The sequence below is a fragment of the Streptomyces sp. NBC_00328 genome (assembly GCF_036139655.1).
Classification (GTDB): domain Bacteria; phylum Actinomycetota; class Actinomycetes; order Streptomycetales; family Streptomycetaceae; genus Streptomyces.
The window spans coordinates 7,755,900-7,781,955 of sequence record NZ_CP108013.1; the positions used below are offsets into that span (position 1 = coordinate 7,755,900).

Genomic DNA, 26,056 nt, shown 5'->3' on the forward strand with positions numbered 1-26,056 from the left:
TGGGCGCGGTGACCCGTGCCGGCTACTCCGACGGGAGTAGCCGGAGATCCGTCCCAAGGGCTGACGCGGTGGCCGGTACGCCCGCATAGAGTGCCGGACATGCAGTTCGACCAGGTCGTCCGCACGCGTCCGGTCGACGTGGCCCTCGCGGTCGTGGTCGGCGCCCTCGTGGTGACCGCGGCCGCGTCCGGCGACGGCGCCACCCCCCTCGACTACACCCTGATCGGCATCGGTTCGCTGACGCTGGCTGCCTACCGCGATGCCCCGCGCGCCGTACTGGCGATCACCACCGCCACCACCACGGGGTACGTCGTGCACGCCCACCCCGGCACCCTGTCCGCCCTTCCCATCCTGAGCGCGGTGCACACGGCCGCCAGAGCCGGCCACCGGGGTGTCGCGGCGCTCGCGGGCGCCGTGTTCCTGGCCGGGTTCGTGGCGACGGGGCCGGGGACGAGGGAAGCGGTGGAGCGGACGCTGCTGCTCGCCGGCTGGTTCCTGTGCGCCCTGGTCACAGGCCTCGCCGACCGCAACTGGCGGGCCTACCTGCGCCAGACCGAACAGCGCGCCCTGGAGGCCGAACGGACCCGCGAGGAAGCGGCATTGCGCCGTGCCGGTGAGGAACGACTGCGCATCGCAAGGGAGTTGCACGACTCGCTGACCCACAGCATCTCGATCGTCAGACTCCAGGCGGGAGTAGCCGTCCATCTGGCGCGCAAGCGCGGCGAGGAGGTGCCGCCCGCACTGCTCGCCATCCAGGAGGCCGGCGGTGAGGCGATGCGTGAACTGCGCGCCACACTGGAGGTGTTGCGCACCGACGAGCCGACCGGCACACCGGCGCTGCTGGTCGAGCGGGCCCGCGCCGCGGGGCTCGCCGTCGATCTGCGGGTGACCGGAGAGGAGCGCCCCCTCGCGGCGACCGTGGACCGGGCCGCGTACCGCATCGTCCAGGAGGCCCTGACGAACGCCGCCCGGCATGCCGGCCCCGCCGAAGTGACGGTCGAAATTGCCTATTCCTCAAGCGAGTTGACGATCGGTGTGCACGACGACGGGGCGGCCCGGCTGTCCAGGCCGCCCACCCCGGGCATCGGCCTCACCGGCATGCGTGAACGCGTCACCGCCCTCGGCGGCACCCTGCGGGCCGCCCCGCGCGCGGAAGGCGGCTTCTCGGTCCGGGCCGAACTGCCCCTGGAAACACCGGAGGAAGCGCGATGAGCGACCCGGACACGCCGATCGGGGCGGACCGCCTGATCAGGGTCGCCCTGGTCGACGACCAGGCCCTGATGCGCGCCGGTTTCCGCGCTCTGCTGGACGCTGAGGAGGACATCGAGGTGGTCGGCGAGGCGGCCGACGGGGCACAGGGGCTCGCCCTGGTCCGCGCCGAGCTGCCGGATGTCGCCCTGGTCGACGTGCAGATGCCCGTGATGACGGGCATCGAGGCCACCCGTCGTATCGCCGCCGACCCGGCGCTCGCCGGGGTACGCGTCGTCATCCTCACCAACTACGGCCTGGACGAGTACGTCTTCGAGGCGCTGCGGGCCGGGGCGAGCGGATTTCTGCTCAAGGACACCGAGCCCGCCGATCTGCTCCAGGCCATCGAAGTCGTCGCACACGGTGAGGCGTTGCTGTCGCCATCGGTGACCCGCACCCTCATCGGGGAGTTCGTGGCCAGGCCTCCCGACCGGGCCACGGCGCCGGGCCTCGAAGGCCTCACCCGCCGCGAACGCGAGGTCACGGCGCTCGCCGCGCGTGGCCTGAGCAACGAGGAGATCGCCGCACACATGGTCATCAGCCCTCTGACGGCCAAGACCCACATCAGCCGCGCGATGACGAAACTGGCCGCCCGCGACCGGGCCCAACTCGTCGTCTTCGCCTACGAGTCGGGCCTGGTGACGGCGCGAGGGCAGGCGCGGTGACGCCCTCCGCCGGACTTCCGTGCCATGATCGGCCCGTGATCGCGACAAGCCCGAAACGGGTCGGCGCGCCAGCCGCCGCCGAGCGTCCGAGGTGCGCCGGTGCCTCCGCCGTCGCCGTACCCCCGCGCGGTGACCGTTCCCGCGCCGCCGGCATCCGGGCGAAGTGGGTCCGCCCGGTCGTCCTCGCCTGTCTGGTCGCGACGGCCACCAGTGGGTGCGGCCTGTCCGCCGAGCTCGACCGTGAGCGCGACCCCGGGCGGACACACGTCCCGGACCGGGCCTCCAGTCCGGACCCCCTCGTCATCGAAGTGCCCGAGCCCTCGAACCCGGTACCGGTGCAACAGGGCCGTGGCTGTCCGCCGTCCGGCCTGCGCCTCGACATCGGACCCGTCGACGCGGCCATGGGCCTGCGCGGTACGACCCTGACCCTCACCGACTGCGGCAAGCGGCCGTACAAGGTGAACGGCTACCCGGCCATCGCCCAGGTCCTCGACGAGGAGGGCGCCCCGATCACCGGGGTGCACAGCGTGGTGGGGACGGACAAGGTGCCCATGGCGCCCGCCGACCCCGGTCCCGAGCCCTTCACACTGAACCCGGGCGACAGCGCGCACGCGGCCCTCTACTGGCGGATGGCGGCCCAGCACGGCGTGTATGTGCGTGTCGCACCGCAGAAGGGGCAGGACGCCGTCACCCTGCGAGTGCCGGACTACCTCGACATCGGCCCGGAGAACACCCTGGGGACCACGGCCTGGATGCCCGCGTCCTGAACACCGGCCGGCCGGCCCGCTCCGAGCCCCGCACTCCGGCAGGCCCGGATCCTGTCCACCCTGAGCTTCTCGAACTGACCCGCCTCTACGTCAGCTCCACGGTCACGGCTGACTGCATGGACGGTCGCTGGGGCGGGCCCCCTCCCGGCCGATCGGCGCTCTCGGTGTCAGGCTGTCGCGGCGGCGTCCTGTGCCTCCGGTGCGGTAATGCTGCCCAGCAGGCGCAGAGCGGCCTCGGAGGGCGATCCGGGCTCGGCGGTGTAGGCGATCAGGCGCTGGCCGGACGAGCCGGGGATGACGAGATTCTCGAAGCTGAGGTCCATGGTCCCGACCAGCGGATGACGCAGTTGTCTCACCCCCGATGTGCAGGTGCGCACCGGGTGGCGGGCCCAACGAGAGGCGAACTCGTCGCACTGCACGGTGAGTTGGCCGACGAGCTCGGCCAGGCGGCGGTCGTCGGGGTGGCGGCCCGCGACCAGACGCAGGGAGGCGACGCTGAGCTGGGCCTCCTCATTCCAGTTCGTGTACAACTCCCGGTAGTCCTCGTCCAGGAAGAGCATCCGCGTCACGTTGGGGCGGGCGCCCTGCGCATCGGGGCCGGTGGCAGGCAGGTGGCTGGCGAGCAGCGCGTGACCGAGACGGTTCCAGGCGAGGACGTCATTGCGGCGGTCGAGGACGAGCGCCGGTACCTCCGACATGGCCGCGAGCAACTGCCGTGCCGACGTACTGGCATGCTCCACGCGGGGCGAAGCGGGGCGGGACGCGGCGGCGGGGCGGGCCAGGTCCTTCAGATGCGCGGCTTCGTCGTCGGTGAGGCGCAAGGTGCGCGCGATCGCGTCGAGCACGGCGTCCGAGGCGCTGAGGGCGCGGCCCTGTTCGAGGCGGGTGTAGTGGGTGATGCTGACGCCGGCGAGCGTGGCCAGCTCCTCCCGGCGCAGACCGGTGACCCGGCGGCGGGTCGGATGCGGCGAGATGCCGACGTCCTCCGGGCGCAGCGCGGCACGTCGGGACTTGAGGAATTCTCCCAGCTCGGACGGGGATTCCATCCATGCCTCCGGTGTCGTGGGCGTCCAGCCGCACGGATGCCGAGCACTGATGCCTGGCGCGCCGCGGGCCACTCTCTCCATCATGCCCGTCCACCGCGCTGCCGATGGGCCGTGAGGGTGGTCGTGCCATGACCACCCTCACGGTGACTGCCCGAGACAGGGTTCTGGCTGGGGTCCCGAACTGAAGCGAGCCTCTTCCCTAGTGGCGCGTGACAGACGCATGCGCACCAGAGAAGGGACTCGACCTCATGTCCGTCACTGATGCGGAGGCGGCCGGCACGGCCGTCGGCGCGGCACCGGCCGCCCTCACTCCCCGACTGCGGCTGGTACTGGTGCTGCTGCTCGCGGCCCAGTTCATGCTGGCGGTGGACTTCTCCATCCTGAACGTGGCGTTGCCGGTGATCGGCAAGGGCCTGGGCTTCTCGTTGGCGCACCTGCAGTGGATCGGCACGGCGTTCGCCCTGTGCGCGGCGGGCTTCACACTGATGTTCGGCCGGGTCGCGGACCTCTTCGGCCGGCGCCGGCTCTTCCTCGGCGGTCTGGTGGTGCTGGGCGCGGCCTCACTGGTGGGTGGTCTGGCTCGGAATCCGGAGGTATTGATCGTGGCGCGGGTCTTCCAGGGCCTGGCCACCGCGGCGGTGACCCCCGCCGGACTCTCACTCATGACGACCTCGTTCCCGGAGGGCCCTCTGCGGGAGAAGGCCCTCGGCCTCAACGGGGCGCTGATGTCCGCCGGGTTCACCACCGGAGCGGTCCTGGGCGGTCTGCTGACCGACCTGCTGTCCTGGCGCTGGGCGTTCTTCATCAACGTGCCCGTCGCCCTCGCCGTCCTCGTCATCGCCCCGACGGTCATCAAGGAATCCCGGCCCGACGAGCGCCCGAAGCTGGACGTTCCCGGTGCCATCAGTGTCACGCTCGGTCTGCTGGCCGTCGTCTTCGGCCTCACCCAGGCCGGTGAGCACGGCTGGGGCTCCTCGTCCGCACTGTTGTCGCTGGGGGCCGGCGTGCTGCTGCTGGTGGTGTTCCTGGCTGTCGAGCGCAAGGTGGCCGCGCCGCTGGTGCCGCTCAGCGTGCTCGGCAAGCGGTCGGTGGCCTGGGGAAACGTCGCCGGTCTGATCGCATTCCTCACCGAGACGTCCCTGGTCTTCCTGCTGACCCTGTACCTCCAGGAAGTCCTCGGCTTCTCCCCGCTGGCCGCCGGTCTGTCCTTCGGTGTGCTGGGCCTGGGGACGGTCGCCGGCGGCTCCGTCGCCCCGAAGGTCATCGGGAAGATCGGCACCAAGCAGACCCTGATCACCGGCGGCGTCCTGCAGGCCTTGTCCACGGCCTCCCTCCTCGGCCTCGGCGACGATCGCTCCTGGATGTGGCTGCTGCTCGTCTCCACCTTCGCCGGAGGGGTCGGCAACATGCTCGTCATCGTCGGCTTCATGGTCACCGCAACATCCGGTCTGGCCGACCATGAACAGGGCCTGGCCACGGGGCTCGCGACCATGACCCAGCAGATCGGCATCACCATGGGCACGCCGATCATGAGCGCCATTGCCACCGCTGCGATGACCGGTACCGGGGCGTCGGCCGTCCTCGGCGGCTTGAAGACCGCGATCGCGGTGAACGCCGCCATCGTGCTCTTCGGCGCTCTCACCAGCGCCCTGTTCCTGCGAGGTGCGCGGTCGTGTGCGCAGTAGTTCGCGGCGGTACGAACCCCGCGGCGATGTGGCGGCGGTGCCGGGCGAGGACACCGGCGTGGGCCCCGGCGTACGGCGGCCCGACGAGGCCCACTGGGAGCCGCGGTGGCTCGACGCGGGGACCCACCCGCATCCCCGTACGTATCCACCGCCCAGGAGCACACGCGTACGGCCGGCTCGTCTGGGCGCATGGGGGGCAGCCGGCAGGCCGGGTCCGTCGAGCACTGGCACGAGCCCGTCATGGATCTCGCGAGAGCCTCGGAGTGCACGGCGGTGAGCACCGGCTACCGACCGGCCCCCGGCTATTGGCATCCGGCACAGCTCGAGGACGTTCTTCCAGCGTGACTACCGGATCGTGCCCGCGATCACGCGGGCGCGGCAGTGAGAGGAGAAGAGGCGATGGTGCCGCGGTTGTCGGTGCTGGACCCATCGCCGGTCGGCGCGGGCTTCACACCAGCTGACGCACTTCAGTCATCCGTCGAACTGCGGCAGGCTTCCGAGGAGTTGGGGTACGTCCGCTACCGGACGGCTGAGCACCACGGCTCCCCGGGTTTCGCGGGCGGTGCCCCGGGGGCCTCGCCGCCGTCCTGCCGGCCCGGACCCGAGGGGCCAGGCCACAGTGTGCGCCGGCCTGGCCCCTCGGGGACCACTTCACTCAGCGGTCGGCGCGCATCGCCTCGATCATGCTTCGCGCCGCCGTCACGACGGCCGGCCACCGGGGCGACGCCAGATAGACCTCGTCGCCCACGTCGCCGAGTTCGTCGATGAGCCTCCCCAGTACCTCGGCCAGTTCCCGGGCGGCGCGCACCTCGCGCGCGGACGCCAGTACCTCCCCGACCGGCGGCTCCGGGTCGTCCAGGACCCGTGAGTCGTCGAAGAGCACATGTACGACCAGGTCGAGGTTGTTCACCGCGTAGTCGGCCCTGGGCATGCGGTCCCGCCAGACCCGCTGTTGGTGGTCCGGGTCCGCGAGGGCCTCCAGCGCCGCCACTACGTTGATCCGTACGTTCGGGAACTCCACGTCGCTCTGTATCCAGTCGGGTTGTTCCATTTCTCCCACTTCAGCGAGTCTTCGAGATGGATGTACGCCATGTGATGGTGGCGTACTCGACGGCGTCGAGGCCCTCGGTGATGGCGTCGCCGATACCGCCGAGGATGTCCCGGAAGCTGCCCTGCCCCCATGCGTCCTCCGGCTCCTTGTTGTCACAGATGCCGTGGTTTCGTTGCACCAGGGGGCAGGAGTCGGCCTTGGCGGAGGCGTAGTCGACGCCGCCCGTGGTCGACATGGCGCCAGAGCTCGCGGACTGGCTCGACCGCCAGGGGACGTGGTTCAGCACGGCCACGACGGCCCGGACGACGGTGACGATCAGCGCGATGAGCGCGCCGAAGGACTTGCCGTCGACGAGTTCCAGGCCTGGTGCATACGACGACGTGGGCGTGGCTTGCTTGACCGGCCGGGTCACCCCCTGGAGGGTCGGGATGCGGCGCCACGAGTGCGCTGCCTGACTCTGCCGACCGCCCGCCCGCCCGTCCACGGGCGGTAGACGGTCCTGATCTTCAGGAGCGACTGATCCGATGGTCCTCGACCTGCTCGTGATCGGTACGGCCATCACCCTGGGGCCTTTGCACAACAGCGCCTTCATCCTGCTGCTCTCCTCGCGGCGCGGCGTTCGTCAGGGCCTGGCGTTCCTGCTGTCGTGGCTGGCCAACCTGATCGCGGTGATCGCCTGTGTGGTGCTGCTGACGGGCGGTCAGCCTCCGGCCCGTCACAGCGTGCCCTCGACCGCGACGATCGCCGCGAAACTCGCCATCGGCCTCGCGCTGGTGCTGTACGGCGCGCACCGGCACCGCCGACCGCCCCACCCGCACGGCCCGCCACGCTGGACCGCCCGGATCGACAACGCCTCCCCGGCCACGGCAGCCGGCCTGGCATGGCTGCTGCAGCCCTGGGCCATGGTCGGCGCCGGAGCCGCGACCGCCGTCGACGCGGACCTCTCCACCCTCACCGACTGGCTCGCGCTGACCGGCTACTGCCTGCTGGCCACGCTCAGCCTCATCATCATGGAGATGTACACGGTCTGGGCGCCCACGGCCGCCAACGCCCGGTTGAACGCCCTGCGCGGCTGGCTGGAGCAGCACCAGGAGCAGCTGATCGTCACGCTCTCACTGCTCCTCGGTCTGTACCTGATGGCCCGGAGCATCTACCAACTGGTCGCCTGACGGCAGCCGAGATTGTGCTGCTCGGCGCGTACCGCTTGGATCGGATCACCATGGCCCGGCCGTCCGGAAGACGCCCGCCTGCACTCTCATCTGCTGCCGCAGGCTCTGCGGGGCACGTTCAAGTGCCCCCCCACGGGCGTGGAACGCCTTCGCCGTCCCGCAGGTTGGCCGCCCACTTTGTCGTCCTGCGTGCGCTTCACCGGCCGCTCCTCCTCGGCCGCAGGAGCTGGGGAGAACGGGGTACAGCCGGATGGGGGACGCAGGTGCCACGGTATGAGGGCGTGCCGGAGGTGGTTGATCATCGGCCCGGCCGTCGGGATGTGCCCGTCAGGCCTTGACCGGGTGCCGCTTCGACGGAGGATGAGGGAAGAGAGTGGTCTGCGTGGTGAAGTGTGGGTCTCTGACAACTCCGACAACTCCGACAACAGGGAGCGCTTCTTTCGATGACCGCACAGCCCGCACGCCTTGAGCGCAGCGGTCCCGAGACCGCCTCGGTCATGGATGTCTCGCCGTTCAAGCCTTCTCTCGTCAAAGCGGTGTTCAGGGGCGTGACCCCGATGCACGTCTCTCGGTCAGCCGCGTGGGCCGCCGCGTCGGTGACGCGGACAGTGCTGACGGAGATCATCGACGGCGCGAGGAGAGCGGCGGGGGCGGAGGCCCGGAGGAAGCTGATTCCCGGGGACCTTCTCTCGGCGATCGACCGGAACGCCGAGCTCGAGGTGGGGCACAGGTGGTACGACCACAGCCCGACGTTTCAAGGCCTGACCGGTGTCCTGTACGACGCCGAGGGTGTCATCGTGCCTTCTCGTAAGCGCAGCAGGTCGCGCAAACCGAGTGCTGTGGTCGGTGCCCACAGGTTCGAGGCCGGGGTCAAGAAGCTGCTGCGGAGCCAGGGGGCGACGGCCGTCCCGGCGATGGTCCGCGACCTGGACGGAATCGCGAGCGTGTTCCTGACGGACCTCGCCCGGGACGCGGCCATGGTCGTCCGCGAGGGCGGGGTCAAACGTTTCGGTACGGTCACCCCAGTGATGTCGGGCGAACCGGCCCCACCCCCGTTCCTCAAGGATTCTCTCCGGGCCCTGTCCGCCGGCAGGGGGGACGGGCGGATCATCGGCAGGGATGACATCCTGGCCGCCACCACGATTCAGTTGTCCGGCGGCAACCTCAGACAGCGAGCCCTCACCGAGGCACGCGAGGCGACACGGAACCCTTCGGCCGGCTGAGCGGGTGCGACCGACATCGCCGCCTGCACCCTCATCTGCTACCGCAGACTCGCCAAATGAGATGGCCTCTTACGGCTGGACGCGCACCAAGGCGTGAGAGACCTGTACTTCCTCGACGAGAGCGGTTTCGCCCCGACCATGCCCACTGGATACACCTGGTCACGGGCGGGACAGCGGGCCGTCGTGCCATGCGTCCTCATCCTCAGCCGGCACACCGTCCGCCAACTCGGTCCGGCCGCCCGCACCCCGCTCGACAGCGCCTTCATCGCGACGTCCTTCGGGGGCGGCGCGGCCGGATCTCAAATCGGCTCGGTCGGCCGGGAGCGTTCCATGCTCGTCCCCAGCGTCAAGCTCGGGGCCCGATGTAGTGCCTGAGCGTGTCCAGGGCCAGCTTGTCCGTCACGGCGCTTCGACCGGACAGACGGTGAACAAGAATCCAGCCCTGCGGTGAGGCTCCCGCGAAAACGGACGCGCCGCCTGTCGCGCCGTTGTGCCACAGAAGGCTTCCCGCCGTCTGCCAGGCCGGTGCCGGTTCACCCAGCCTGCGGTCGACAAGCAGGTCGGTGAGAAGGCGGGCGGCGGCCCGGGGAGTGGCCCACAGCCCGCCGGCGGGAAGAATCGCACCGCTCATGGTCCATTCCCGCCGAGGCCGGCCGAACAGGCCCCTGCGGCACAGCCGACTGCCGGACGGCGGATCGGTGGCGACGTCGGCGATACCCAGGGGATCGAGGAGATGACGGTGCAGCAACTCCTCGTACGGGGTTCGGGCGGCCGATACGAGAGCGGCACCCAGGAGCGCGTATCCGAGGTTGGAGTACTCCTCGGCCGTCCCCGCGGGAGCCGTGACCAGGGTGTCGAGGTGCCGTACGACCGAGTCCAGGGCGTCGGCGTCGAAAGCCGCGTAAGGATCGCGCCCGCTGATGCCGGGAGGCAGCCGAGGAAGGCCCGAGGTGTGCTCGGCGAGCCGGCGCAGGGTGATTCCCGTGCCGCTGGGCACCGGCAGGAACAGTTCCAGCGGGTCGTCGAGGCTCAGGACTCCGTCGTCGGCCAAGGCGGTCAGAACGGTCGCGGTGAGCGACTTGGTCAACGAACCGATCTGCACGAACAGGTCGGGGTTGTGGCCGTGTGAGATCTGGGGTGCCTGAAAACTGCTGAGTATGCAGGTGGGGACTCGGCTCATGATGATCTTCTGTCGTGTGTTCGGGGCACCGCGCGTGCCGCCGTGCCGACGGGCGTGCGATGCCGGTGGGTGGCTGTCCGGCGATCGACGAGTGGAGCGTCTCCCTGATGACGGCCACCCGCCGGAACAGGGCAATGATCACGGTCCGTTGACCGGGGCGGACCACAATGAGCCTAGTTCCGGCTGGAGTTGGCCGGGTGGTGGGCCAGGTCCAGTGGGTGGGTGTCATCAGGTGTGACAGTACGGGCGGGTCAGGACCGAACGGATGCGGGCAGCGGCCTGCGTGGCATCACGCCTGCCGCCGCTCGGCGAGTGGACACGCGGGGCGCCCGCTCAGGCCGACGCGAGCCAGAGTTCGAGGAGAGCCTCCCGCTCCCGCGACCGGAGAATTCTGGTCGGCCGTTTCTGTTCCCACCATTCGGTCATGACGGTGGGAGTGGCGGTGCCCCGTATGAAGCGGCTGATCAACTGGCGGGATAGATCGACCTCGCGCCCGGAGTAGGCGACGGCGGCGCTGGAGTGGACAGGCGTCAGGACTGTGCCAGCGGGTGCGGTGATGGATACGGTCATCTCGGTGGGACTGCTCGGCACCCAGGCGTCCAGGGCTGCCGCGGCGAAGCTCGCGGCGTGGGTCGCCCAGCGTTGCAGAGTGGAGCGGACCGGGACTTCGGTGACCTCGAGACCCTCTACGTCGGACCACGCCCAGTCACGTTCGTGCGGACCGGTGACGCAGGGCCCTGAGGTGTTGAGCACCATGCACGGAGCCGCTGCCGTCGCCGGGGTACCCACGTACACGCCGTCTGCTGAGACCCAGAACAGTCCCACCGTGGTGCCGCCGTCGTGGGATCGGAGGGGCGGGATCGCTTCCATTGCCTGTCTGTCTCTTCTTGGTGGAATGCCGCGACCGCGAGCCGCAGTTGGACCGTCCGCCCGCCGCGCCCTGAACCCACGGACTTCGACCAGGGCCTGTGCCACCGCGACCACCGAGCCGCCGGACACGGCGAGATCGGGGTCTCCCGGAGCGGCCGCGCGAGTGGGTGCCTCCGCCCCCGGTTCCGCCAACCCTGGACGGAACCCTGAGTGATGGAAGGGGAATCCGCTGTGCTCGAGTTCGAGACCCCTTCGAGTACGGGGGCAACGGCTCGGCGCGGCCGGACCTCTTTGGCCAAGCGGCGGATTCGGGACGGGTTCGGGACATGAGGACCTGGTCGGGGGGAGGGTGCTGGGAGCTGAACTGACCTGTCGAGGTCAGGACAACGGGGGCAGTTCTCCTCCGGAGGCCCCGTCGCTTTCGGAGGCGAGCGTCTCCTTGATCGCGCGGAAGAAGGACCTCCGCTCGACCAGCTGTGCACCGGGCACCTTGGCCAGCGGCTCGGGGTGGTGCCCGAAGCCAGCCGGCGGCGAGGGAAGTCCGAGCGCCACGAACGCCTCGTCGAGGTGCTGCCGTGGATCACCGGTGCCCCGCAGAATCGCGGTGAGGGGGCGGGGGTCCGACGTCCCGTAGGCCGCCGCCAGCGTGGCCGCCCGCTCCGCGGCCTCCTCCTGGGTCGGCATCTCGGCTGGATCGGCCCACCAGGCGTGGGCGGCCACCAGGCGGCCGTCGCAGTACAGGTGGAGCGTGTAGTCCGCTCCCTCCTTGACCGCCACCAGCACCGGCCACGTCTCACCCCGGCTGAACGTGCCCGCCAGTCCGGGCAGCCCGCCCTCGCCGAGCAGGGTCCCGCGCACGCCCTTGCGGCGGCCTGGTGGATCCGCCGAGGGCGCGATCTCGACGAATGTGCCCCCGCGGCGGGCCGGAGCGAGACGCATGGTCGTGCCGGTGATCAGGATCGCCTCGCGGACGTCGCGTAGCGGCGCGCCAGCGAGCGCGACGGCCATGGAGGCGGGCCGGGCTGCCCCGTCGGCCGAGGCCGTCGAGGTCGCCGCACCCGTCGCGTCGCCGAAAGCCGGCGCCGGTACGGAGCCGCCGAAGTACGGCGTCCGGCGGGCGACATGCACACGGACCCCCCGGCGCATCAGCAGGAAGATCTCCCTCGGGTCACCCAAGTACGCCCAGGGGAAGGTTCGCGCGTCGGTGCCGATGAGCCGGAAGACCTCCAGGGCCTCCGCCTCGCGCCTGGAGCGGATCAGCCCGAGCGCGAGATGGTTGCGGAGGTCGGACGCCCGCCGGTCGCCCGGCTCGTACCCGGCGGACAGGTTCAGACCTGCCTCGACATGACCCTCGATCCGGGACCAGTCCACCGGGCTCCGCCCGCTGCCCGCCTCGTGCTCCACCGCGTACTCGGTGACCGCGTGCAGGGGCAGTCCGCGAAGCGGTGAACCCTCGGGCGCCGCTGCGGCGGCCGACTCGGCGAACCCGAACATCTCCTCGTGGGAGCCGTACCACTTCTGAGCCAGGTACTGCACCGCGCTCCTGTGCAGCCCCATGTGGTGCGGGTCGGCCTCGCGCCCTCGCGCCAGGTACTCGTCGAACACGGGGCGGGGAGCGCCGAGCCCCATGGCGTGGGCGATGAGGATCCGCCAGGGCACGGGGTCGCCAGGGTTCAGGTCGGCGGCGGTCCGCAGGACCGGCTCGGCGTCGCGCAGGACCACGCGAAAAGCCTGGAACTGTTCCTGCGACACATGGCGGGCGCGCGCGGCGGTGCGTATCTCCCAGGCGCGGCTGATCTCCAGTTGGGCCGCGACCAGAGCGAGATCGGGATCGCCGGGCCGCTTCCGGTGCCAGTCGTCGAGCCATCCGGTGTGGTGCAGAGCGAGTTCGGCCAGCCCGGCGCTGTACCGGTTGCGTCGGTCCCAGTCCCGGGTGGTGCGCGTCCGCGCCATCAGTTCCGCCGTCGGCTCCCAGTCCCCCGACCGGGCTGCGGCGAGCGCGGCCCGCAGAGCGGAGTCCGGCGCGTCGACTTCCACGGCGCCGTCCGGAGGCATGTGTTCGCCGGTGGCCCTGAAATGACGCAGAATCCGAGGCGTCGCGAATATACCGGGCAGATTGCCCACGGCCCGTTCCTTCCCCGACGACCCCCCGGCCGCGCATGGTTGATCTTCGTCGAGCCGCATACCTTACCGACCGGTCGCGGGCCCCGCGACGTCGAGGCCGCGCCCGAACACCGTTGCCCCGGCAGCTGCCCACGCCGGGTGAAGTGTTCTCGGCGGTAGTGGTCGAGACGCTTTGATGTCCGATGAGCCGACCGGCGCACACAGACACCGAGGTTGCAGATGCTTTTCACGACTCGTCCGACCCTCCAGGGCACCTTCGGCATGGTGTCCTCCACGCACTGGCTCGCCTCGCAGTCCGCGATGGCCGTCCTGGAGGACGGCGGCAACGCCTACGACGCCGCCGTCGCGGCCGGTTTCGTCCTGCACGTCGTGGAACCCCATCTCAACGGGCCCGCGGGCGAGGTCCCGATCATCCTGGCCCCCGCGGAGGGCCCCGTGCGGGTGCTCGGCGGGCAGGGTGTCGCGCCCGCCGGAGCCACCGTCGCCCACTACAGGAGCCTCGGTCTGGAGCTCGTACCCGGTACGGGCCCGCTCGCGGCCGCCGTGCCGGGCGCGTTCGACGCCTGGATGCTGCTGCTGCGAGACCACGGCACCAAACCGCTCGCCGACGTCCTGAAGTACGCCATCGGATACGCCGAGGACGGGCACGCGCCGGTGGAGCGCGTCGGCGAGACGGTGGAGGCGGTACGCGCGCTGTTCGAGGCGGAGTGGACCTCGTCGGCCGAGGTGTATCTGCCGGGCGGCAGGTCGCCGCGCCCCGGCGAGCTGTTCCGCAATCCGGCCCTCGCCGCGACCTGGCGGCGCCTGCTCGACGAGGTCTCCGGCGCCGGGGACCGGGTCGCCGAGATCGACGCGGCACGGGAGGTGTGGCGCTCCGGCTTCATCGCCGAGGCCCTGGTCCGGCAGGCCCGGCGGCCCACCATGGACACCAGCGGCGAGCGTCACACCGGCACCCTGACAGCCGCCGACCTGGCCGGCTGGTCCGCGACCTACGAGGCCCCGGCGACGTACGACTGGCGGGGCTGGACCCTGTGCAAGGCGGGCCCCTGGAGCCAGGGCCCGGTCCTCCTCCAGCAACTGGCGCTGCTCCCGCCCGAACTGCCCCGCTACGGTTCCGCCGAGTACGTCCACCTGCTCGTCGAGGGCTGCAAGCTCGCCATGGCCGACCGGGAGGCCTGGTACGGCGACGCGGCCGAGGTACCGCTCGGCGACCTGCTGTCGGAGCCCTACAACGCCGCCCGGAGGGCGCTCGTCGGAGACAAGGCGTCGTACGAACTGCGCCCCGGCAGTCCGGGCGGCCGGGAGCCCCGGCTGAGCGGGCACGCGCGCGTGGTGGCCGCCGAGGAGTCCGGCTTCGACGCGCTCGCGGTGCCCGGCGCCGGTGAGCCCACCATGGGCCGCGCGGCCGCGGACCCCGTAGTGGCGCCGGACGGAGGCACCCGGGGCGACACCTGCCACCTGGACGTCGTCGACCGCTGGGGCAACATGGTGGCCGCCACGCCCAGCGGCGGCTGGCTCCAGTCCAACCCGGTCGTCCCCGAACTGGGCTTCCCGCTCGGCACGCGGCTCCAGATGGCCTGGCTGGAGGAGGGGCTGCCCAACTCCCTGACCCCGGGCCGCCGGCCCCGCACCACGCTGACGCCCTCCGTGGCGCTGCGCGACGGCGTGCCCGTCATGGCGTTCGGCACCCCCGGCGGTGATCAGCAGGACCAGTGGCAGACGCACTTCTTCCTGTCCGTGGCGCTGCGCCCGCAGGTGCGCGGCGGACTCGACCTCCAGGGCGCGATCGACGCCCCGAACTGGCACAACGACAGCTTTCCGGGCTCCTTCTATCCGCGCGGTATGCGTCCGGGCAGCCTCACCGTCGAGTCCCGCACGGACGAGGGGGTCGTCGAGGAACTGCGCCGCCGGGGCCACGACGTCACGGTCGCCGAGGCCTGGTCCGAGGGGCGGCTGTGCGCGGTGGCCCGCGATCCCGGGACCGGCGTCCTGTCGGCGGGGGCCAACGCGCGCGGGATGCAGGGGTACGCGGTCGGCCGCTGAGGCCCGTCGGGCCGTCGGCGCCTGTCCCGCCGCCGGCACCTGTCTCGTCACCGACGGCTGTCCCGCCACCCGCGCCCGTAACGGGCATCCCCCGCGCCCGTAACGGGCATCCCCCGAGGCCGGGATCCCGGGTCGGTGCCGGTGATCGTCCAGCCCCGGGAATTCATGGTGATTCCACCCGGAGTACCCCGGAGGGGTGAGGATTGTCAGTGGCGCATGTTGTCATGGAGCCATGATCGAAGACATCGAAACCATCGACGAGTTTCTCGCCCACCGCGCGTCCGACGTGGAACACGCCATCCGCAAGGCCGCCGCCACCGAGATCATGCCCCGGTTCCGGCAGCTCTCCGCGGACGAGATCGACCAGAAGTCCGGCCCGCACGACCTCGTGACGGACGCCGACCGCCTGGCCGAGAGGTACCTCACCGAGGCCCTCACCGCGCTGCTGCCCGGTTCGGTCGTCGTCGGCGAGGAGGCGGTGCACGCCGACCCGGCGACCTACGAGGCCATCCAGGGCACGGCCCCCGTCTGGATCGTCGACCCCGTCGACGGCACCAGGCAGTTCGTGCACGGCGACTCCGGGTTCTGCACGCTGGTCGCGCTCGTGCTGGACGGCGTGGTGTGGGCCTCATGGACGTACGCGCCCGCGCGCGACGAGTTCGCCACCGCGATACGGGGGCGCGGGGCCGTGCTCGACGGCGTGCCGCTGCGCTGCGGTTCGCCGGGGCCCGGCCGCGACCTCGACATCGCGACCTCCCACCCGGACTACACCACGGACGAGCAGAAGCGAGCGCTCCTCGGACTGCGCGTCGAGGGCGTCGTCGCGCGGCCGTGCGGGTCGGCCGGTCTGGAGTATCTGGCCATAGCCCGCGGCGAGTTGGACGCCACCGCGTTCAGCTGGGAGGCGGCTTGGGATCACGCCGCGGGACTCCTGCTGGTCGAGGAGGCGGGCGGTGCCCACCTGACGCTCGGCGGCGAGCCGTTCCGTGTCACCGGGGACAACGCGCTGCCGTTCACGGCGGCCCGGGACGAGGCCACGGCCCGCCGGGTGACCGCCCTGCTGGCGGCACCGTCCGAGCAGGTGGCTGTCGGCGCCTGAGCGGGAGATCCCCGGCCCGCGCGGGGCCGGGGTTCCGGTGCGGCGGCCGTCGCACGGTACGGGGCGATTCCCTCCAACGCCCCGTACCGTCAAGGCTGTCAGTCCTCCGGCATATCCTGATGCTCAGTGGCCGTCGGCTGACAAAGGAGTCCGAAGGTGCCGTCGATGCTCGATGCGGTCGTGGTGGGTGCGGGGCCGAACGGACTGACGGCTGCCGTGGAGCTGGCCCGCCGGGGCTTCTCCGTGGCCGTGTTCGAGGCCCGCGACACGGTGGGCGGGGGATCGCGCACCGAAGAGCTGACCCTGCCCGGTTTCCGGCACGATCCGTGCGCGGCGGCGCATCCGCTCGGCGTCAACTCGCCCGCCTTCCGTGCGATGCCCCTGGAGCGCTACGGCCTGGAGTGGCTGCACGCCGAGCTCCCCATGGCGCACCCGTTCCCGGACGGCTCGGCGGCGGTGCTCGCGCGGTCCGTGGCCGAGACGGCGGCCTCCTTCGGGCCGCGCGACGCGGGCGCGTACCGCAGGCTCGTCGCGCCGTTCCTGAGCAAGTGGGACACCCTGGCGCACGACTTCATGTCGCTGCCGCTGACCGCGCTGCCCCGGGACCCCGTCACCCTCGCCCGCTTCGGTCTGGCCGGGCTGCCGCCGTCGACCTGGCTGATGCGCCGCTTCCGCGACGAGCGGGCCAGAGCCCTGTTCGCCGGTCTGGTGGCGCACGTCATGGCCCCACTGGAAGGAATCGCCACGGGCGCCGTCGGCCTGGTCTTCGCGCTGGCCGCGCACGCCCGGGGGTGGCCCGTCGCACGCGGCGGCTCCCAGTCCATCTCGGACGCGCTGACCGCGTATCTCGAGGATCTCGGCGGCACCGTCCACACCGACTACGAGGTCAAGCGCCTGGACGATCTGCCCCCCGCGCGGGCCTACGTCTTCGACACCTCGCCCAAGGCGCTGGCCCGTATCGCGGGTTTCGGGCGGTACTACGAGGGCTACCGGTACGGGGCGGGCGCCTTCAAGATCGACTACGCGCTGGACGGGCCCGTGCCCTGGACCGCCGAGCGGGCCCGTGTCGCCGGGACCGTCCAGGTCGGGGCGAGCCGGGCGGAGATCGGCACCGCGCTGCGGGCGGCCTCGCGCGAGGGCCGGGCACCCGACGCGCCGTTCCTCATCACGGTGCAGCCGAGCGTCGTGGACCCGTCGCGCGCTCCCGAGGGCAAACAGGTCTTCTGGGCCTACGGCCATGTCCCGAACGGCTGGACCGGAGACCTCACGGACGCGATCGAGCGCCAGCTGGAGCGGTTCGCGCCGGGCTTCCGCGACCGGGTCCTGGCCCGCGCGACCGCCGGACCGCCCCTGCTCGCGGCCCGCAACGCCAACTACGTGGGCGGCGACATCGCCTGCGGCGCCGCCTCCGGACTCCAGCTCATGCTCCGCCCCAGACTGTCCCTGTCCCCGTACAGCACCCCGCACCCCGCCGTCTTCCTGTGCTCCTCGGCCACCCCGCCCGGTCCCGGAGTGCACGGGATGTCGGGGCACAACGCGGCGAAGGCCGTCTGGAGGAGGCTGCGAGAGTCATGACCACGATCACGCTGGTGCAGGGCGACATCACCCGGCAGAGCGTCGACGCCGTCGTCAACGCGGCGAACTCCTCGCTGCTCGGCGGCGGGGGCGTGGACGGAGCGATTCACCGCCGGGGCGGCCCGGCCATCCTCGCCGACTGCCGCAAGCTGCGCGCCGGCCACTACGGCAAGGGACTGCCGACCGGCCGGGCGATCGCCACGACCGCGGGCGACCTCGACGCCCGCTGGGTGATCCACACCGTGGGTCCCCGCTACGCCCGGGAGGACGACCGGTTGGAGCTGCTGGCCTCCTGCTACCGGGAGTCGCTGCGGGTCGCCGACGAGCTCGGAGCCCGTACGGTCGCCTTCCCCGCCGTCTCCACGGGCATCTACGGCTGGCCGATGGACGACGCTGCGCGCATCGCGGTGGAGACCGTCCGGGCCGCCGAGACCGATGTCGAGGAGATCCGTTTCGTGCTCTTCGACGAACGCGCGTACGACGCGTTCGCCGGGCGGCTGGGATGACGGGCCGGACACGGGAAAGCGCCGGCTGAGCAAGCCGGTGCGGCCGGAGGCCGTCGAGACCCGGGGCCGCGCCGGGCCCGTGCGGACCGGATGCCCGCGCAGTGACGGGGCCGACGGCCCGGACGCCGGGTTCCTCCGAGGACGCCTCGGCCTGCAGGGCCGGGGTGGGGGTACCTCTCGCTCGCGGGGGAGAAGAGGATTCAAAGGGGCAGTTCGACCACCAGCGGCCGGTGGTCCGAGACGGGGGTGCTCGGCGCGTGCGCGCCGGTGGCCGCGCCCGCCTCGATGCCGGTGGCCAGCACATGGTCGAGCTGGACGAGAGGGCGGTGCGAGGGGTAGGTGGGCGTACGGGCCAGATCCCGCCAGCCGCGCGACACCGGCGGGGTGCCGGCGGACCGGGTCCGGCCGCCGCCGATCGTCCCGGCCGGACCGAGAACCGTCCTCGGAAGCGCGCCGGGCAGGTTGAAGTCGCCGAGAAGCACGCGGGGCCCGGGCAGATCGGCGATCCAGGCGCGGACGGCGAGCAACTGACGGACGTTCCAGCCGGGCACGAACGACAGGTGCAGGGCCACCACGGTGAACGGCCCGTGGCTTCCCTCCAGGACGGCGGCCAGCGCGGCCCGCGGCTGGTCCCTGGACAACGTGAGTCCACGGCGTCCGGGTGTCCGCAGCGGCATGGGGACCGGCGCCGGGGCCAGCCGACGTGCTCTCCAGTGCCGTACGGGCAGCCGGGACAGCAGTGCGATGCCGTGCGAGGGGACACCGTCACCCGCCTCGGCCTCGCGCGGCCCGTACACCCGCAGACCCGGTTCGGACGGTTCCGGGACCCAGCCGCCGCCCGTCTTCGCCATGCCGTGGAACGCGGACGCGTAACGCCAGTGCCGTGCGCCGGACCCCACGGCAGCGGCGAACGCCTGGTCCACTCCGCCGGAGCGTTCCTGCAGCCGGTCCACCTCCTGTAGCGCCACCACGTCGGCGTCCAGCGATGCGACGGCCCGCACGAGCGGCACCTCGGGGCCGCCGGCGGGCCGGACGGAAACGGGTCTGCCGTCGACCAGCGTCCGGCCGTGCAGCACGTTGAACGTCGCGAACCGCACCCGCCCGGAGCGCGAGGAGCCGGGACGAGCCGTCTCGGAAGGTGTCATGGCCGCGACCGTACCCGGCGCGACGGACAAGCGGGGGCCGGTCTTCCGTGGCGGCCGGTCTTCCGGCAGGCAGGGAGGTGCCGGAAGCCGGCGGGGTGGTGTCGCCGGGTGGGCGAGGTCACCGGCGGGCGGTGTCGGGCGGTGTCATGGACGGGACGGTCCGCCCCGGCGCGCGGTGCCGTACGCGGGGGAGGGGGCGAGGACCGGCGTCGGCACTCGCGGAACGTGGACAACGGACCTCATGGCCCGTTCCCTCCCAGGAGGTCGCGCAGGGCTTCCTCCTCCTGGCGGCTGAGCCCGGTCACGAACTGCCGGAGGGCCGCGATCGGGTCGGGCCCGCGGTCGAGTGCCTCGTGCATGGCCTCGGCGGTCAGCTGGGCCGCGTTCTTGGCGGGGCGGTACGCGCCGCGCCGGCCGTCAACGTCCCGGAGCACAAGACCCTTGTCGTACAGACGTTTGAGGATGGTGTGCACCGTGTTGTAGGCGAGTCCGCCGCCGATCTCGGCCTGGATCTCGGCCGGCGTCATCGCGTCGTCCGTGGCCCACAGGGCGGCGAGGACGGTGCTCTCCAGTTCGCCCGCGCTCCGCCGTTCCGCCCTTCCGTGGGGACCTGTGCCAGCCATGCCCGTCACCTTACAGCGCGTAGCCAAGCCGGTAACGGGGCCGGTCCGGGGTGTGCGCCCGGGGGTGCGCGGGGGCGCATGCCGCCCCGGGCACCTCCCCGCATGCCTGTCCCGTACGGCGCCTTCTTCCGGTGAACGGTAGTTTGTCCATGATTCCCCGGTTCTTGGTGTCACCCTACGTCTTGTAGGGTGAGGAAACCCTACAGCGTGTAGGGTCGAAGGGTGGACGATGGCCAAGACCCTGAACGTCCCGCTCATCGGCGCCCGGCGGTCCGGACCACCGGGCAGGACGGCCCGGGCGTCCCGGCGCCCCGGTGAGCCCGGCGCGCTCGCTCTGGTCGCGGCCGCCTTCGTCCTGGCCCAACTGATCCTCGTGCACCCCGGGACGGGACTCGGCTGGGACGAGACCGTGTACGTCAGCCAGGTCTCCCCGCACGCCCCGGCGGCGTTCTTCAGCGCACCACGGGCCCGCGGGGTCTCACTGCTCGTCGCGCCGGTGGCCTCCTGGTCGTCCTCCACCACCCTGCTGCGGATCTACCTCGCCCTGCTCTCCGGACTCGGCCTGTTCGTGGCCCTGCGCGTGTGGCGCGGGCTGTTCCCGGCGCGGGTCCTCGCCCTGGCGGGCGCCCTGTTCGCGACGCTGTGGGTGACCCTCTTCTACGGCCCGCAGGCCATGCCCAACTACTGGGTCGCGATCGGCGCCCTGGTCTGCGTCGGCTGCTTTCTGCGGGCCCGGGCGGGCGGCCGCGACCGGGCGGTGCTGTGGGGGACCGGGCTGAGCGCGGCGCTGATGGCGTGGATGCGGCCCCCCGACGCGGTCTGGGTGACGCTGCCGCTCCTGCTCCTCGCCGTCGCGGCCCCTCGGTGGCGGCGGGTTCGGCCGCTGCTCGCGCTCGTCGCGGGCCTGTCGGCCGGAGCGGCCGAGTGGATCATCGAGGCGTACGTGAGCTACGGCGGCCCGGGGCAACGGCTCGCCGACGGTTCGCGCATCCAGGGCGGCCTCGGCTGGAACATCGCGGTCGGCGACCAGATGCGCAGCCTCGGCGGACGCGTGCTGTGCCGGCCCTGCACGGGCGGGATGCCGGACCCCGCGGTGATGGCGTGGTGGTTCGTCCTGCCGCTGATCGCCGCCCTCGGCCTGCTGACCGCCGTCAGGGCCCGTCGCCCGGCACCCACCCTGCTGCTTCTGGCCTGTGCCGCGACAGCGGGGTTCCCGTACCTCTTCATGATCGGATACGCGGCCCCGCGCTTCCTGCTGCCCCTCTACGCCCTCGTCGTGATCCCCGTCGCCGACGCCCTCGTCCACCTTGTCACCGCCGGGGGCCGCTGGCGGCCGGTGATCGTGACACTGGTGGCCCTCGGTCTCGCCGGGCATCTGGCCGTGCAGTTCGCGGTGCTTCAGGCCACGGTGCGGCGCACCGCCGACAGCCACCACGGCTGGGCGGTGACGGCGGCGGAACTGCACAGGCTCGGGGTGCGGCCGCCCTGCGCGCTGACCGGCCGTCAGTCCGTGCCCATCGCCTTCTACGCCGGCTGTTCCTCCGTGGCGACCGGCGGACACAACGCCAACACCACCGCGGCGGCCATCGCGCGTTCCGTCCGGCACCTGCCGGTCGCCGTCGTCACGACACCGGGAGGCGAGCCGCCCGGCTACGCCCGCGCCTGGTCACCCCACCGCGCGGGTGACGTCGACGTCTACGTCTCTCCGGGCGCGGGGAGCCGTACGCCGTGACCCCTCCGCCGAAGACGCCTTCACCGGCGGACAGGGCGCGGGCGGCCCGCGGTGGCGGCGCGCCCCGCGCCGGCCTGCCTTCCCGCGGCGAACCGGTGGGCGCCCCGCCGCCGGGTCCGGCCGGGAGCGGGGCGCCCGGCGCTGCACCCGTGTCCCTCGCCGGGGCCGGGCGGAAAGCCGACGGTCCGGGGACCTCTCCGCCCGAGCCGGTGTGCGGCCCGAACGGACCGTCCTCCCCCCCGTCGGCCGACGGCGGGCGGACGTCCGCCGGGCGGTGCCTCTCCGCTCGGGACGGGCGGACGGTCCGGCACGCCGTGCTCTCGCTGCTGGTGCTGGTGGCCGCCGGGTTCCTCGCCCACCGCCACTGGCCGGTGATCGAGTCGGGAGCGGGCATGCTCGCGCACGCCGACCGGGGCTGGCTGCTGGTGGCGGCCGTCGCCACCCTGGCGACCTGGGTGTGCTCCGCCCTCGCCCAGCAGGGCGCGGTGGCGGAGCCGCTGCCCGCCGGACGACTGGTGGCGGTGCAGTTCGCGGCCGCCTCCGCCAACCACGTACTGCCCTCGGGCCTCGGCGCGGGTGCCGTCAATCTGCGCTTCCTGACCCGGTGCGGACTGCCCTTCGCCCGGTCCGCGACCGCCCTCGCGGTCAAGGCCTGCGCCGGAACCGTCGTACGCGCCTGTCTGATCGGCGGACTGGCCCTGGCCTGTCCCGGCGCGCTTCGCCTTCCCCGGCTGACGGCGAGCGCCTGGACCGTGGCCGCCTGGACGGCCGGCGTCGTCGTGGCCGCCGTCGTCGCGGCGCTCTTCGCCGGACCGCTGAGGCGCGCGCTGCGCCGTGTGCTCCTGGACGTCCGCGCCGTGCATGAAGTCCCCGCGCGGGCCGCCGCGCTGTGGGGCGGCTCGCTCGCCTTCGCGGCGCTGCACGCCACCGTGGTCATCGCCGTCGCCCAGGCCATCGGCCTGTCGCTGTCCCCGGCCCGGGTGGCCCTCGTCTACCTCGCCGCGAGCAGCGCCGCCGTCCTGCTGCCCACGCCGGGCGGCCTCGGCTCCCTGGACGCCGCCCTCGCGCTGGCCCTCACGTTCGCGGGGGCGCCCGGCGAGGCTGCGGCGTCCACGGTGCTCGGCTACCGGCTGCTCACCGTGTGGCTTCCCCTGATTCCCGGGCTGGTGGCACTGGGTGTGCTGATCCGCCGCCGGGTGCTGTGAACGAGGGGTGGGCCCGGGGCCGTACGGCGGTCAGGATCCGTTCAGACTTCCGCTGCCACCCTCGGGCCCCATGACCTACGAGACAACAGAGAACTCCGGGACTCCCGAGGCGTACGGCCGCCCCGGAGCCCCGGACCCCGCCGGGCACCGCCCGCGCTGGAACAAGGTGCCCGAAGTCACCGCGTACTTCTGGATCATCAAGGTGCTGTGCACGACCGTCGGCGAGACCGTCGCCGACCTCCTGAACGAGAAGCTGGGCCTCGGCCTGACCGGTGTCTCGCTGCTGATGAGCGGGCTGCTGGCGGCCGTCCTGGTGGTCCAGTTCCGTACGAAGAGCTACCGGGCGGGCGTGTACTGGCTCGCGGTGGCGCTGATCAGCGTCGTGGGGACGCTGATCAGCGACAACCTCACCGACAACCTGGGCGTGCCGCTGGAGACCAGTACCGCCGTGTTCGCCGTCGCCCTCGCGGTGACGTTCCTCGTCTGGTACCGCCGTGAGGGGACGCTGTCCATCCACAGCGTCGACACGCTCTCCCGCGAGGCCTACTACTGGCTGGCGGTGCTGTTCACCTTCGCGCTCGGCACCGCGGCCGGTGACCTGGTCGCCGAGCGCATGGCCCTCGGGTACTGGGTCTCCGCGGTGCTGTTCGCCCTCGCGATCGCCGCCGTCGCCGTCGCGCACTTCGCGCTCGGCCTGAACGCCGTGCTCAGCTTCTGGATCGCCTACATCCTGACCCGCCCGCTGGGCGCGTCGATCGGCGACTACCTCTCGCAGCCGACCGGCGACGGCGGCCTGGGCTTCGGCACCGTCGTCACCAGCGTGCTGTTCCTGACGGTCATCCTCGGTCTGGTGGTCCATCTCTCGATCACCCGACGCGATGTCGCCGACGCCGACGGGCGCCCCCTTCGGACGGGCTGACCACGCACGGGCCGCCGCCGGAACGTTCCGGCGGCGGCCTTCGGGCCCTTCATCCCGGCCCCTTCATCCCGCCCCTTCACCCCGACGGAAGGCCGACCACGAAGGTCGCGCCCGCGCCGCCCGCTCCCTCGTGGTGGACCTCGCCGCCGGCGGAGCGGGCCAGGCGTCGCGCGAGCGGCAGACCGAGGCCCGCCCCGCCGTGTCCGTCTCCGGGATCGGCCCGGCGGCCCGGCTGGAAGAGCTGCGCCGCGAACGACGCGGGTACGCCGGGTCCGTCGTCCACGACCTCCACGCGGACACCGCCGGGCCGCGCGCCGGCCCGGATCCCGACATGGGCGCGGGCGTGCCGGAGAGCGTTGTCGAGCAGGGGACTGACGATGCGCTCCAGCAGGGCGTCGGGCACTCCGGCCACCGGGCCGGTCGCAGGGCCGGTGACGGTGATCCGCACCTCCGGCCGGGTCGTGGCGGCACGGGCCGCGAGCCGGCGCAGTACGGATACGACCTCGCTCGTGCCCGGTGCGGCGCACGCGCTGTCACGGGCGTCGTCGAGCAGCGTGTCGCAGATCGTGCGCATGGACCGGGCGGCGTCCGACAGAGCCTCCTGCGTGGCCCGGGTCTCCTCGGCGGACCGGGGCCGGGACTGCCACCAGTCGAGCTCGGCGATGATCCGGGCCAGAGGATTGCGCAGCTCGTGCGACAGCTCCCGGGTGAGCTGCCGCTCATGGCGCAGCAGGGCCCGGATGCGGTCCAGGAGCGCGTCCAGCGACCCGCCCAGCCGGGCGAGTTCGTCGGGCCGGCCGATGCTGCCGAATCGTTCCTCGGAGGCCACGGCGCCCCATTGCGTGGCCTGGTCGGTCATGGCGCGCACGGGACGCAGGGCACGCCCCACCGCGAGGCGCGTCAGCACATAGGTGCAGGCGAGCATGGCGGCGTCGAGCGCGAGCGACGCGAACAGCAGGGTGTCGGCCGAAGCGCGGTACGGGTTCAGGTCGAGGGCGGTGACTACGCTCGCGCCGGTCCTGCCCCCCGGCACCGGTCGCGCGCACAGCCGGACCGGGTCGTGGGCACGGGCGGTGACGCAGCGCGTCCCGCCCCGGGCGGCGAGTGCGCCCGCCGCGCGGGTGAGCGGGCCCGCGGCGGAGGCCACGGGCGGCTTCTCCAGGAGCCGGCCGTCCGCGTAGATCCACACGTTCGCGTCGAGCAGTTCCTCGCCCGGCGTCTCCAGAACACGCACCCGGGCGCCGCTGGTGTCGACCGTCGCGGCGACCGCGGTGCCCCGGGTGCGCAGTTCGTCGTCCGCCTGATGCCGCAGGTGCTGTCGTACGACGGTGTTGAACGCCACCGTGAGGATCACCATCAGCAGGGTGGCGGTGGTCAGCGCGACCAGCGAGAGCCGGCCCCGCAGGGTTCCAGGACGCCGCCGTCGGGTGGTGAACGCAGTACTCACGGGCACGCCTCCCGCTGGGGAATCCGTCGCGCCGGCCGGCCGCGCGCGTGGGGGAGCGGGCCTCATGAGAGGCGGTGTCCAATCCCCCGCGCGGTCGTGACCGTCAGCTCGCTGCCGCCGTCCCGGAGCTTGCGGCGCAGCCGGGTCAGATACTGGTCGAGCGTGTTGTCGCTGACCTGGGCTCCCTCCGGCCAGCCGGCCCTGATCAGCTCCCGTCGGCCGATGATCGCCCCGGACGCCGCCATCAGCGCCGCCAGCAGGCGGAACTCCGTGGGGGTCAGCGCGACGCGAAGGCCCCGTACGGTCAGGCTGTGCGCGACCGGGTCCAGCACCAGGTCGCCGACGGTGTCCGCCGGACCCGGTCCGGCGCGCTTGAGGGCCGCCCGCAGCCGGGCCGCCAGCTCGGTCAGATGGAACGGCTTGGGTAGATAGTCGTCGCCTCCGGCCGCGAAGCCGGCCAGCCGGTCGGTGAGGTGGTGGTGGGCCGTCAGGAAGATCACGGGGGCGAGGAAGCCGTTGGCCCGGATCGCCTGGCACACGTCCCGCCCGTCGGCGTCGGGCAGACCGACGTCCAGGACGGCCGCGTCGATGCCGCCCCCGGCCAGCCGCAGCGCGGTCGCGCCGTCCCGCGCAGGCACGGTGTCGAAGCCCTCGTCCCGCAGCCCGCGCCGCAGAACGTCACGCAGGGCGTGGTCGTCCTCGACGACCAGGATCCGCCGGGGCATACGGGCCGC

The 26,056-nt window shown here is 72.5% G+C and carries 23 protein-coding genes; 13 read left to right on the forward strand and 10 right to left on the reverse strand.

The genetic code is table 11. The features are described from left to right. Window positions 1-99 precede the first annotated feature (99 nt). The 3 genes from OG485_RS33840 to OG485_RS33850 are packed head-to-tail and all read left to right on the forward strand — an operon-like array spanning window position 100 to window position 2,680. The gene (locus OG485_RS33840; RefSeq protein WP_328672377.1) at window positions 100-1,212 is read left to right on the forward strand and encodes a sensor histidine kinase; all 1,113 of its coding nucleotides are present in this window, start codon (window positions 100-102) and stop codon (window positions 1,210-1,212) included. Continuing rightward, the gene (locus tag OG485_RS33845; RefSeq protein ID WP_328672378.1) at window positions 1,209-1,913 is read left to right on the forward strand and encodes a response regulator transcription factor; all 705 of its coding nucleotides are present in this window, start codon (window positions 1,209-1,211) and stop codon (window positions 1,911-1,913) included. Before OG485_RS33840 ends, OG485_RS33845 begins: the two co-directional genes overlap by 4 nt. A 35-nt stretch (window positions 1,914-1,948) precedes the next feature. Then, window positions 1,949-2,680, forward strand: coding sequence for a DUF4232 domain-containing protein (locus OG485_RS33850; RefSeq protein WP_328672379.1), 732 nt, complete (start codon window positions 1,949-1,951; stop codon window positions 2,678-2,680). A gap of 167 nt (window positions 2,681-2,847) precedes the next feature. Here the strand turns inward: OG485_RS33850 and OG485_RS33855 are convergent, their stop codons facing one another. Then, window positions 2,848-3,726, reverse strand: a complete 879-nt coding sequence (locus OG485_RS33855) for a helix-turn-helix transcriptional regulator (RefSeq protein WP_328672380.1) — start codon at window positions 3,724-3,726, stop codon at window positions 2,848-2,850. Window positions 3,727-3,974: 248 nt separating this feature from the next. On the opposite strand from OG485_RS33855, the gene OG485_RS33860 reads away from it, so the two are divergent. Further along, window positions 3,975-5,411 carry an MFS transporter gene (locus tag OG485_RS33860; protein ID WP_328672381.1) on the forward strand — a complete coding sequence of 479 codons (1,437 nt, stop codon included), beginning with the start codon at window positions 3,975-3,977 and terminating at the stop codon, window positions 5,409-5,411. Window positions 5,412-6,066: 655 nt separating this feature from the next. Here the strand turns inward: OG485_RS33860 and OG485_RS33865 are convergent. Continuing rightward, window positions 6,067-6,462: an SCO4402 family protein gene (locus OG485_RS33865; RefSeq protein ID WP_328672382.1), complete on the reverse strand. Its 396-nt coding sequence runs from the start codon at window positions 6,460-6,462 to the stop codon at window positions 6,067-6,069. A 10-nt stretch (window positions 6,463-6,472) separates the two neighbouring features. Beyond that, complete coding sequence (locus OG485_RS33870) at window positions 6,473-6,874, reverse strand: hypothetical protein (protein WP_328672383.1); 402 nt, start codon at window positions 6,872-6,874, stop codon at window positions 6,473-6,475. A gap of 112 nt (window positions 6,875-6,986) precedes the next feature. On the opposite strand from OG485_RS33870, the gene OG485_RS33875 reads away from it, so the two are divergent. Then, window positions 6,987-7,631 carry a GAP family protein gene (locus OG485_RS33875; protein ID WP_328672384.1) on the forward strand — a complete coding sequence of 215 codons (645 nt, stop codon included), beginning with the start codon at window positions 6,987-6,989 and terminating at the stop codon, window positions 7,629-7,631. A gap of 443 nt (window positions 7,632-8,074) precedes the next feature. Next, window positions 8,075-8,854: a hypothetical protein gene (locus OG485_RS33880; RefSeq protein WP_328672385.1), complete on the forward strand. Its 780-nt coding sequence runs from the start codon at window positions 8,075-8,077 to the stop codon at window positions 8,852-8,854. A 346-nt stretch (window positions 8,855-9,200) separates the two neighbouring features. Here OG485_RS33880 and OG485_RS33885 read toward each other — a convergent pair whose 3' ends face one another. The 3 genes from OG485_RS33885 to OG485_RS33895 all read right to left on the reverse strand — a co-directional run bounded on the left by OG485_RS33885 (window position 9,201) and on the right by OG485_RS33895 (window position 13,028). Next, window positions 9,201-10,034 (reverse strand): serine hydrolase domain-containing protein, encoded by an 834-nt coding sequence (locus tag OG485_RS33885; protein WP_328672386.1) that lies wholly within the window; start codon window positions 10,032-10,034, stop codon window positions 9,201-9,203. A gap of 333 nt (window positions 10,035-10,367) precedes the next feature. Further along, on the reverse strand, window positions 10,368-10,790 hold the full coding sequence (locus tag OG485_RS33890; RefSeq protein WP_328672387.1) for a hypothetical protein: 423 nt from the start codon (window positions 10,788-10,790) through the stop codon (window positions 10,368-10,370). Between the two features lie 492 nt (window positions 10,791-11,282). Continuing rightward, complete coding sequence (locus OG485_RS33895) at window positions 11,283-13,028, reverse strand: hypothetical protein (protein WP_328672388.1); 1,746 nt, start codon at window positions 13,026-13,028, stop codon at window positions 11,283-11,285. A gap of 219 nt (window positions 13,029-13,247) precedes the next feature. Between OG485_RS33895 and OG485_RS33900 the strand changes: the two genes are divergently transcribed. The 4 genes from OG485_RS33900 to OG485_RS33915 all read left to right on the forward strand — a co-directional run bounded on the left by OG485_RS33900 (window position 13,248) and on the right by OG485_RS33915 (window position 18,251). Further along, the gene (locus tag OG485_RS33900) at window positions 13,248-15,071 is read left to right on the forward strand and encodes a gamma-glutamyltransferase family protein (RefSeq protein ID WP_328672389.1); all 1,824 of its coding nucleotides are present in this window, start codon (window positions 13,248-13,250) and stop codon (window positions 15,069-15,071) included. A 232-nt stretch (window positions 15,072-15,303) separates the two neighbouring features. After that, the gene (locus OG485_RS33905) at window positions 15,304-16,170 is read left to right on the forward strand and encodes an inositol monophosphatase family protein (RefSeq protein ID WP_328672390.1); all 867 of its coding nucleotides are present in this window, start codon (window positions 15,304-15,306) and stop codon (window positions 16,168-16,170) included. A gap of 165 nt (window positions 16,171-16,335) precedes the next feature. Further along, window positions 16,336-17,745, forward strand: coding sequence for a phytoene desaturase family protein (locus tag OG485_RS33910; RefSeq protein ID WP_328672391.1), 1,410 nt, complete (start codon window positions 16,336-16,338; stop codon window positions 17,743-17,745). Beyond that, window positions 17,742-18,251: an O-acetyl-ADP-ribose deacetylase gene (locus OG485_RS33915; protein ID WP_328672392.1), complete on the forward strand. Its 510-nt coding sequence runs from the start codon at window positions 17,742-17,744 to the stop codon at window positions 18,249-18,251. The genes OG485_RS33910 and OG485_RS33915 overlap by 4 nt, the downstream gene beginning before the upstream one ends. Window positions 18,252-18,451: 200 nt before the next feature. Here the strand turns inward: OG485_RS33915 and OG485_RS33920 are convergent, their stop codons facing one another. Continuing rightward, complete coding sequence (locus OG485_RS33920; protein ID WP_328672393.1) at window positions 18,452-19,396, reverse strand: endonuclease/exonuclease/phosphatase family protein; 945 nt, start codon at window positions 19,394-19,396, stop codon at window positions 18,452-18,454. Between the two features lie 239 nt (window positions 19,397-19,635). Further along, window positions 19,636-20,019 carry a BlaI/MecI/CopY family transcriptional regulator gene (locus tag OG485_RS33925; RefSeq protein WP_328672394.1) on the reverse strand — a complete coding sequence of 128 codons (384 nt, stop codon included), beginning with the start codon at window positions 20,017-20,019 and terminating at the stop codon, window positions 19,636-19,638. Window positions 20,020-20,248: 229 nt separating this feature from the next. On the opposite strand from OG485_RS33925, the gene OG485_RS33930 reads away from it, so the two are divergent. The 3 genes from OG485_RS33930 to OG485_RS33940 all read left to right on the forward strand — a co-directional run bounded on the left by OG485_RS33930 (window position 20,249) and on the right by OG485_RS33940 (window position 23,875). Next, window positions 20,249-21,751, forward strand: a complete 1,503-nt coding sequence (locus OG485_RS33930) for a hypothetical protein (protein ID WP_328672395.1) — start codon at window positions 20,249-20,251, stop codon at window positions 21,749-21,751. Window positions 21,752-22,065: 314 nt separating this feature from the next. Continuing rightward, window positions 22,066-22,956 carry a lysylphosphatidylglycerol synthase transmembrane domain-containing protein gene (locus OG485_RS33935; protein ID WP_328672396.1) on the forward strand — a complete coding sequence of 297 codons (891 nt, stop codon included), beginning with the start codon at window positions 22,066-22,068 and terminating at the stop codon, window positions 22,954-22,956. A 70-nt stretch (window positions 22,957-23,026) separates the two neighbouring features. Further along, complete coding sequence (locus tag OG485_RS33940) at window positions 23,027-23,875, forward strand: COG4705 family protein (RefSeq protein WP_328672397.1); 849 nt, start codon at window positions 23,027-23,029, stop codon at window positions 23,873-23,875. A gap of 76 nt (window positions 23,876-23,951) precedes the next feature. Here the strand turns inward: OG485_RS33940 and OG485_RS33945 are convergent, their stop codons facing one another. Then, the gene (locus OG485_RS33945) at window positions 23,952-25,322 is read right to left on the reverse strand and encodes a sensor histidine kinase (RefSeq protein ID WP_328672398.1); all 1,371 of its coding nucleotides are present in this window, start codon (window positions 25,320-25,322) and stop codon (window positions 23,952-23,954) included. 62 nt (window positions 25,323-25,384) lie between these two features. Then, complete coding sequence (locus tag OG485_RS33950) at window positions 25,385-26,047, reverse strand: response regulator transcription factor (RefSeq protein WP_328672399.1); 663 nt, start codon at window positions 26,045-26,047, stop codon at window positions 25,385-25,387. Window positions 26,048-26,056: the final 9 nt, after the last annotated feature.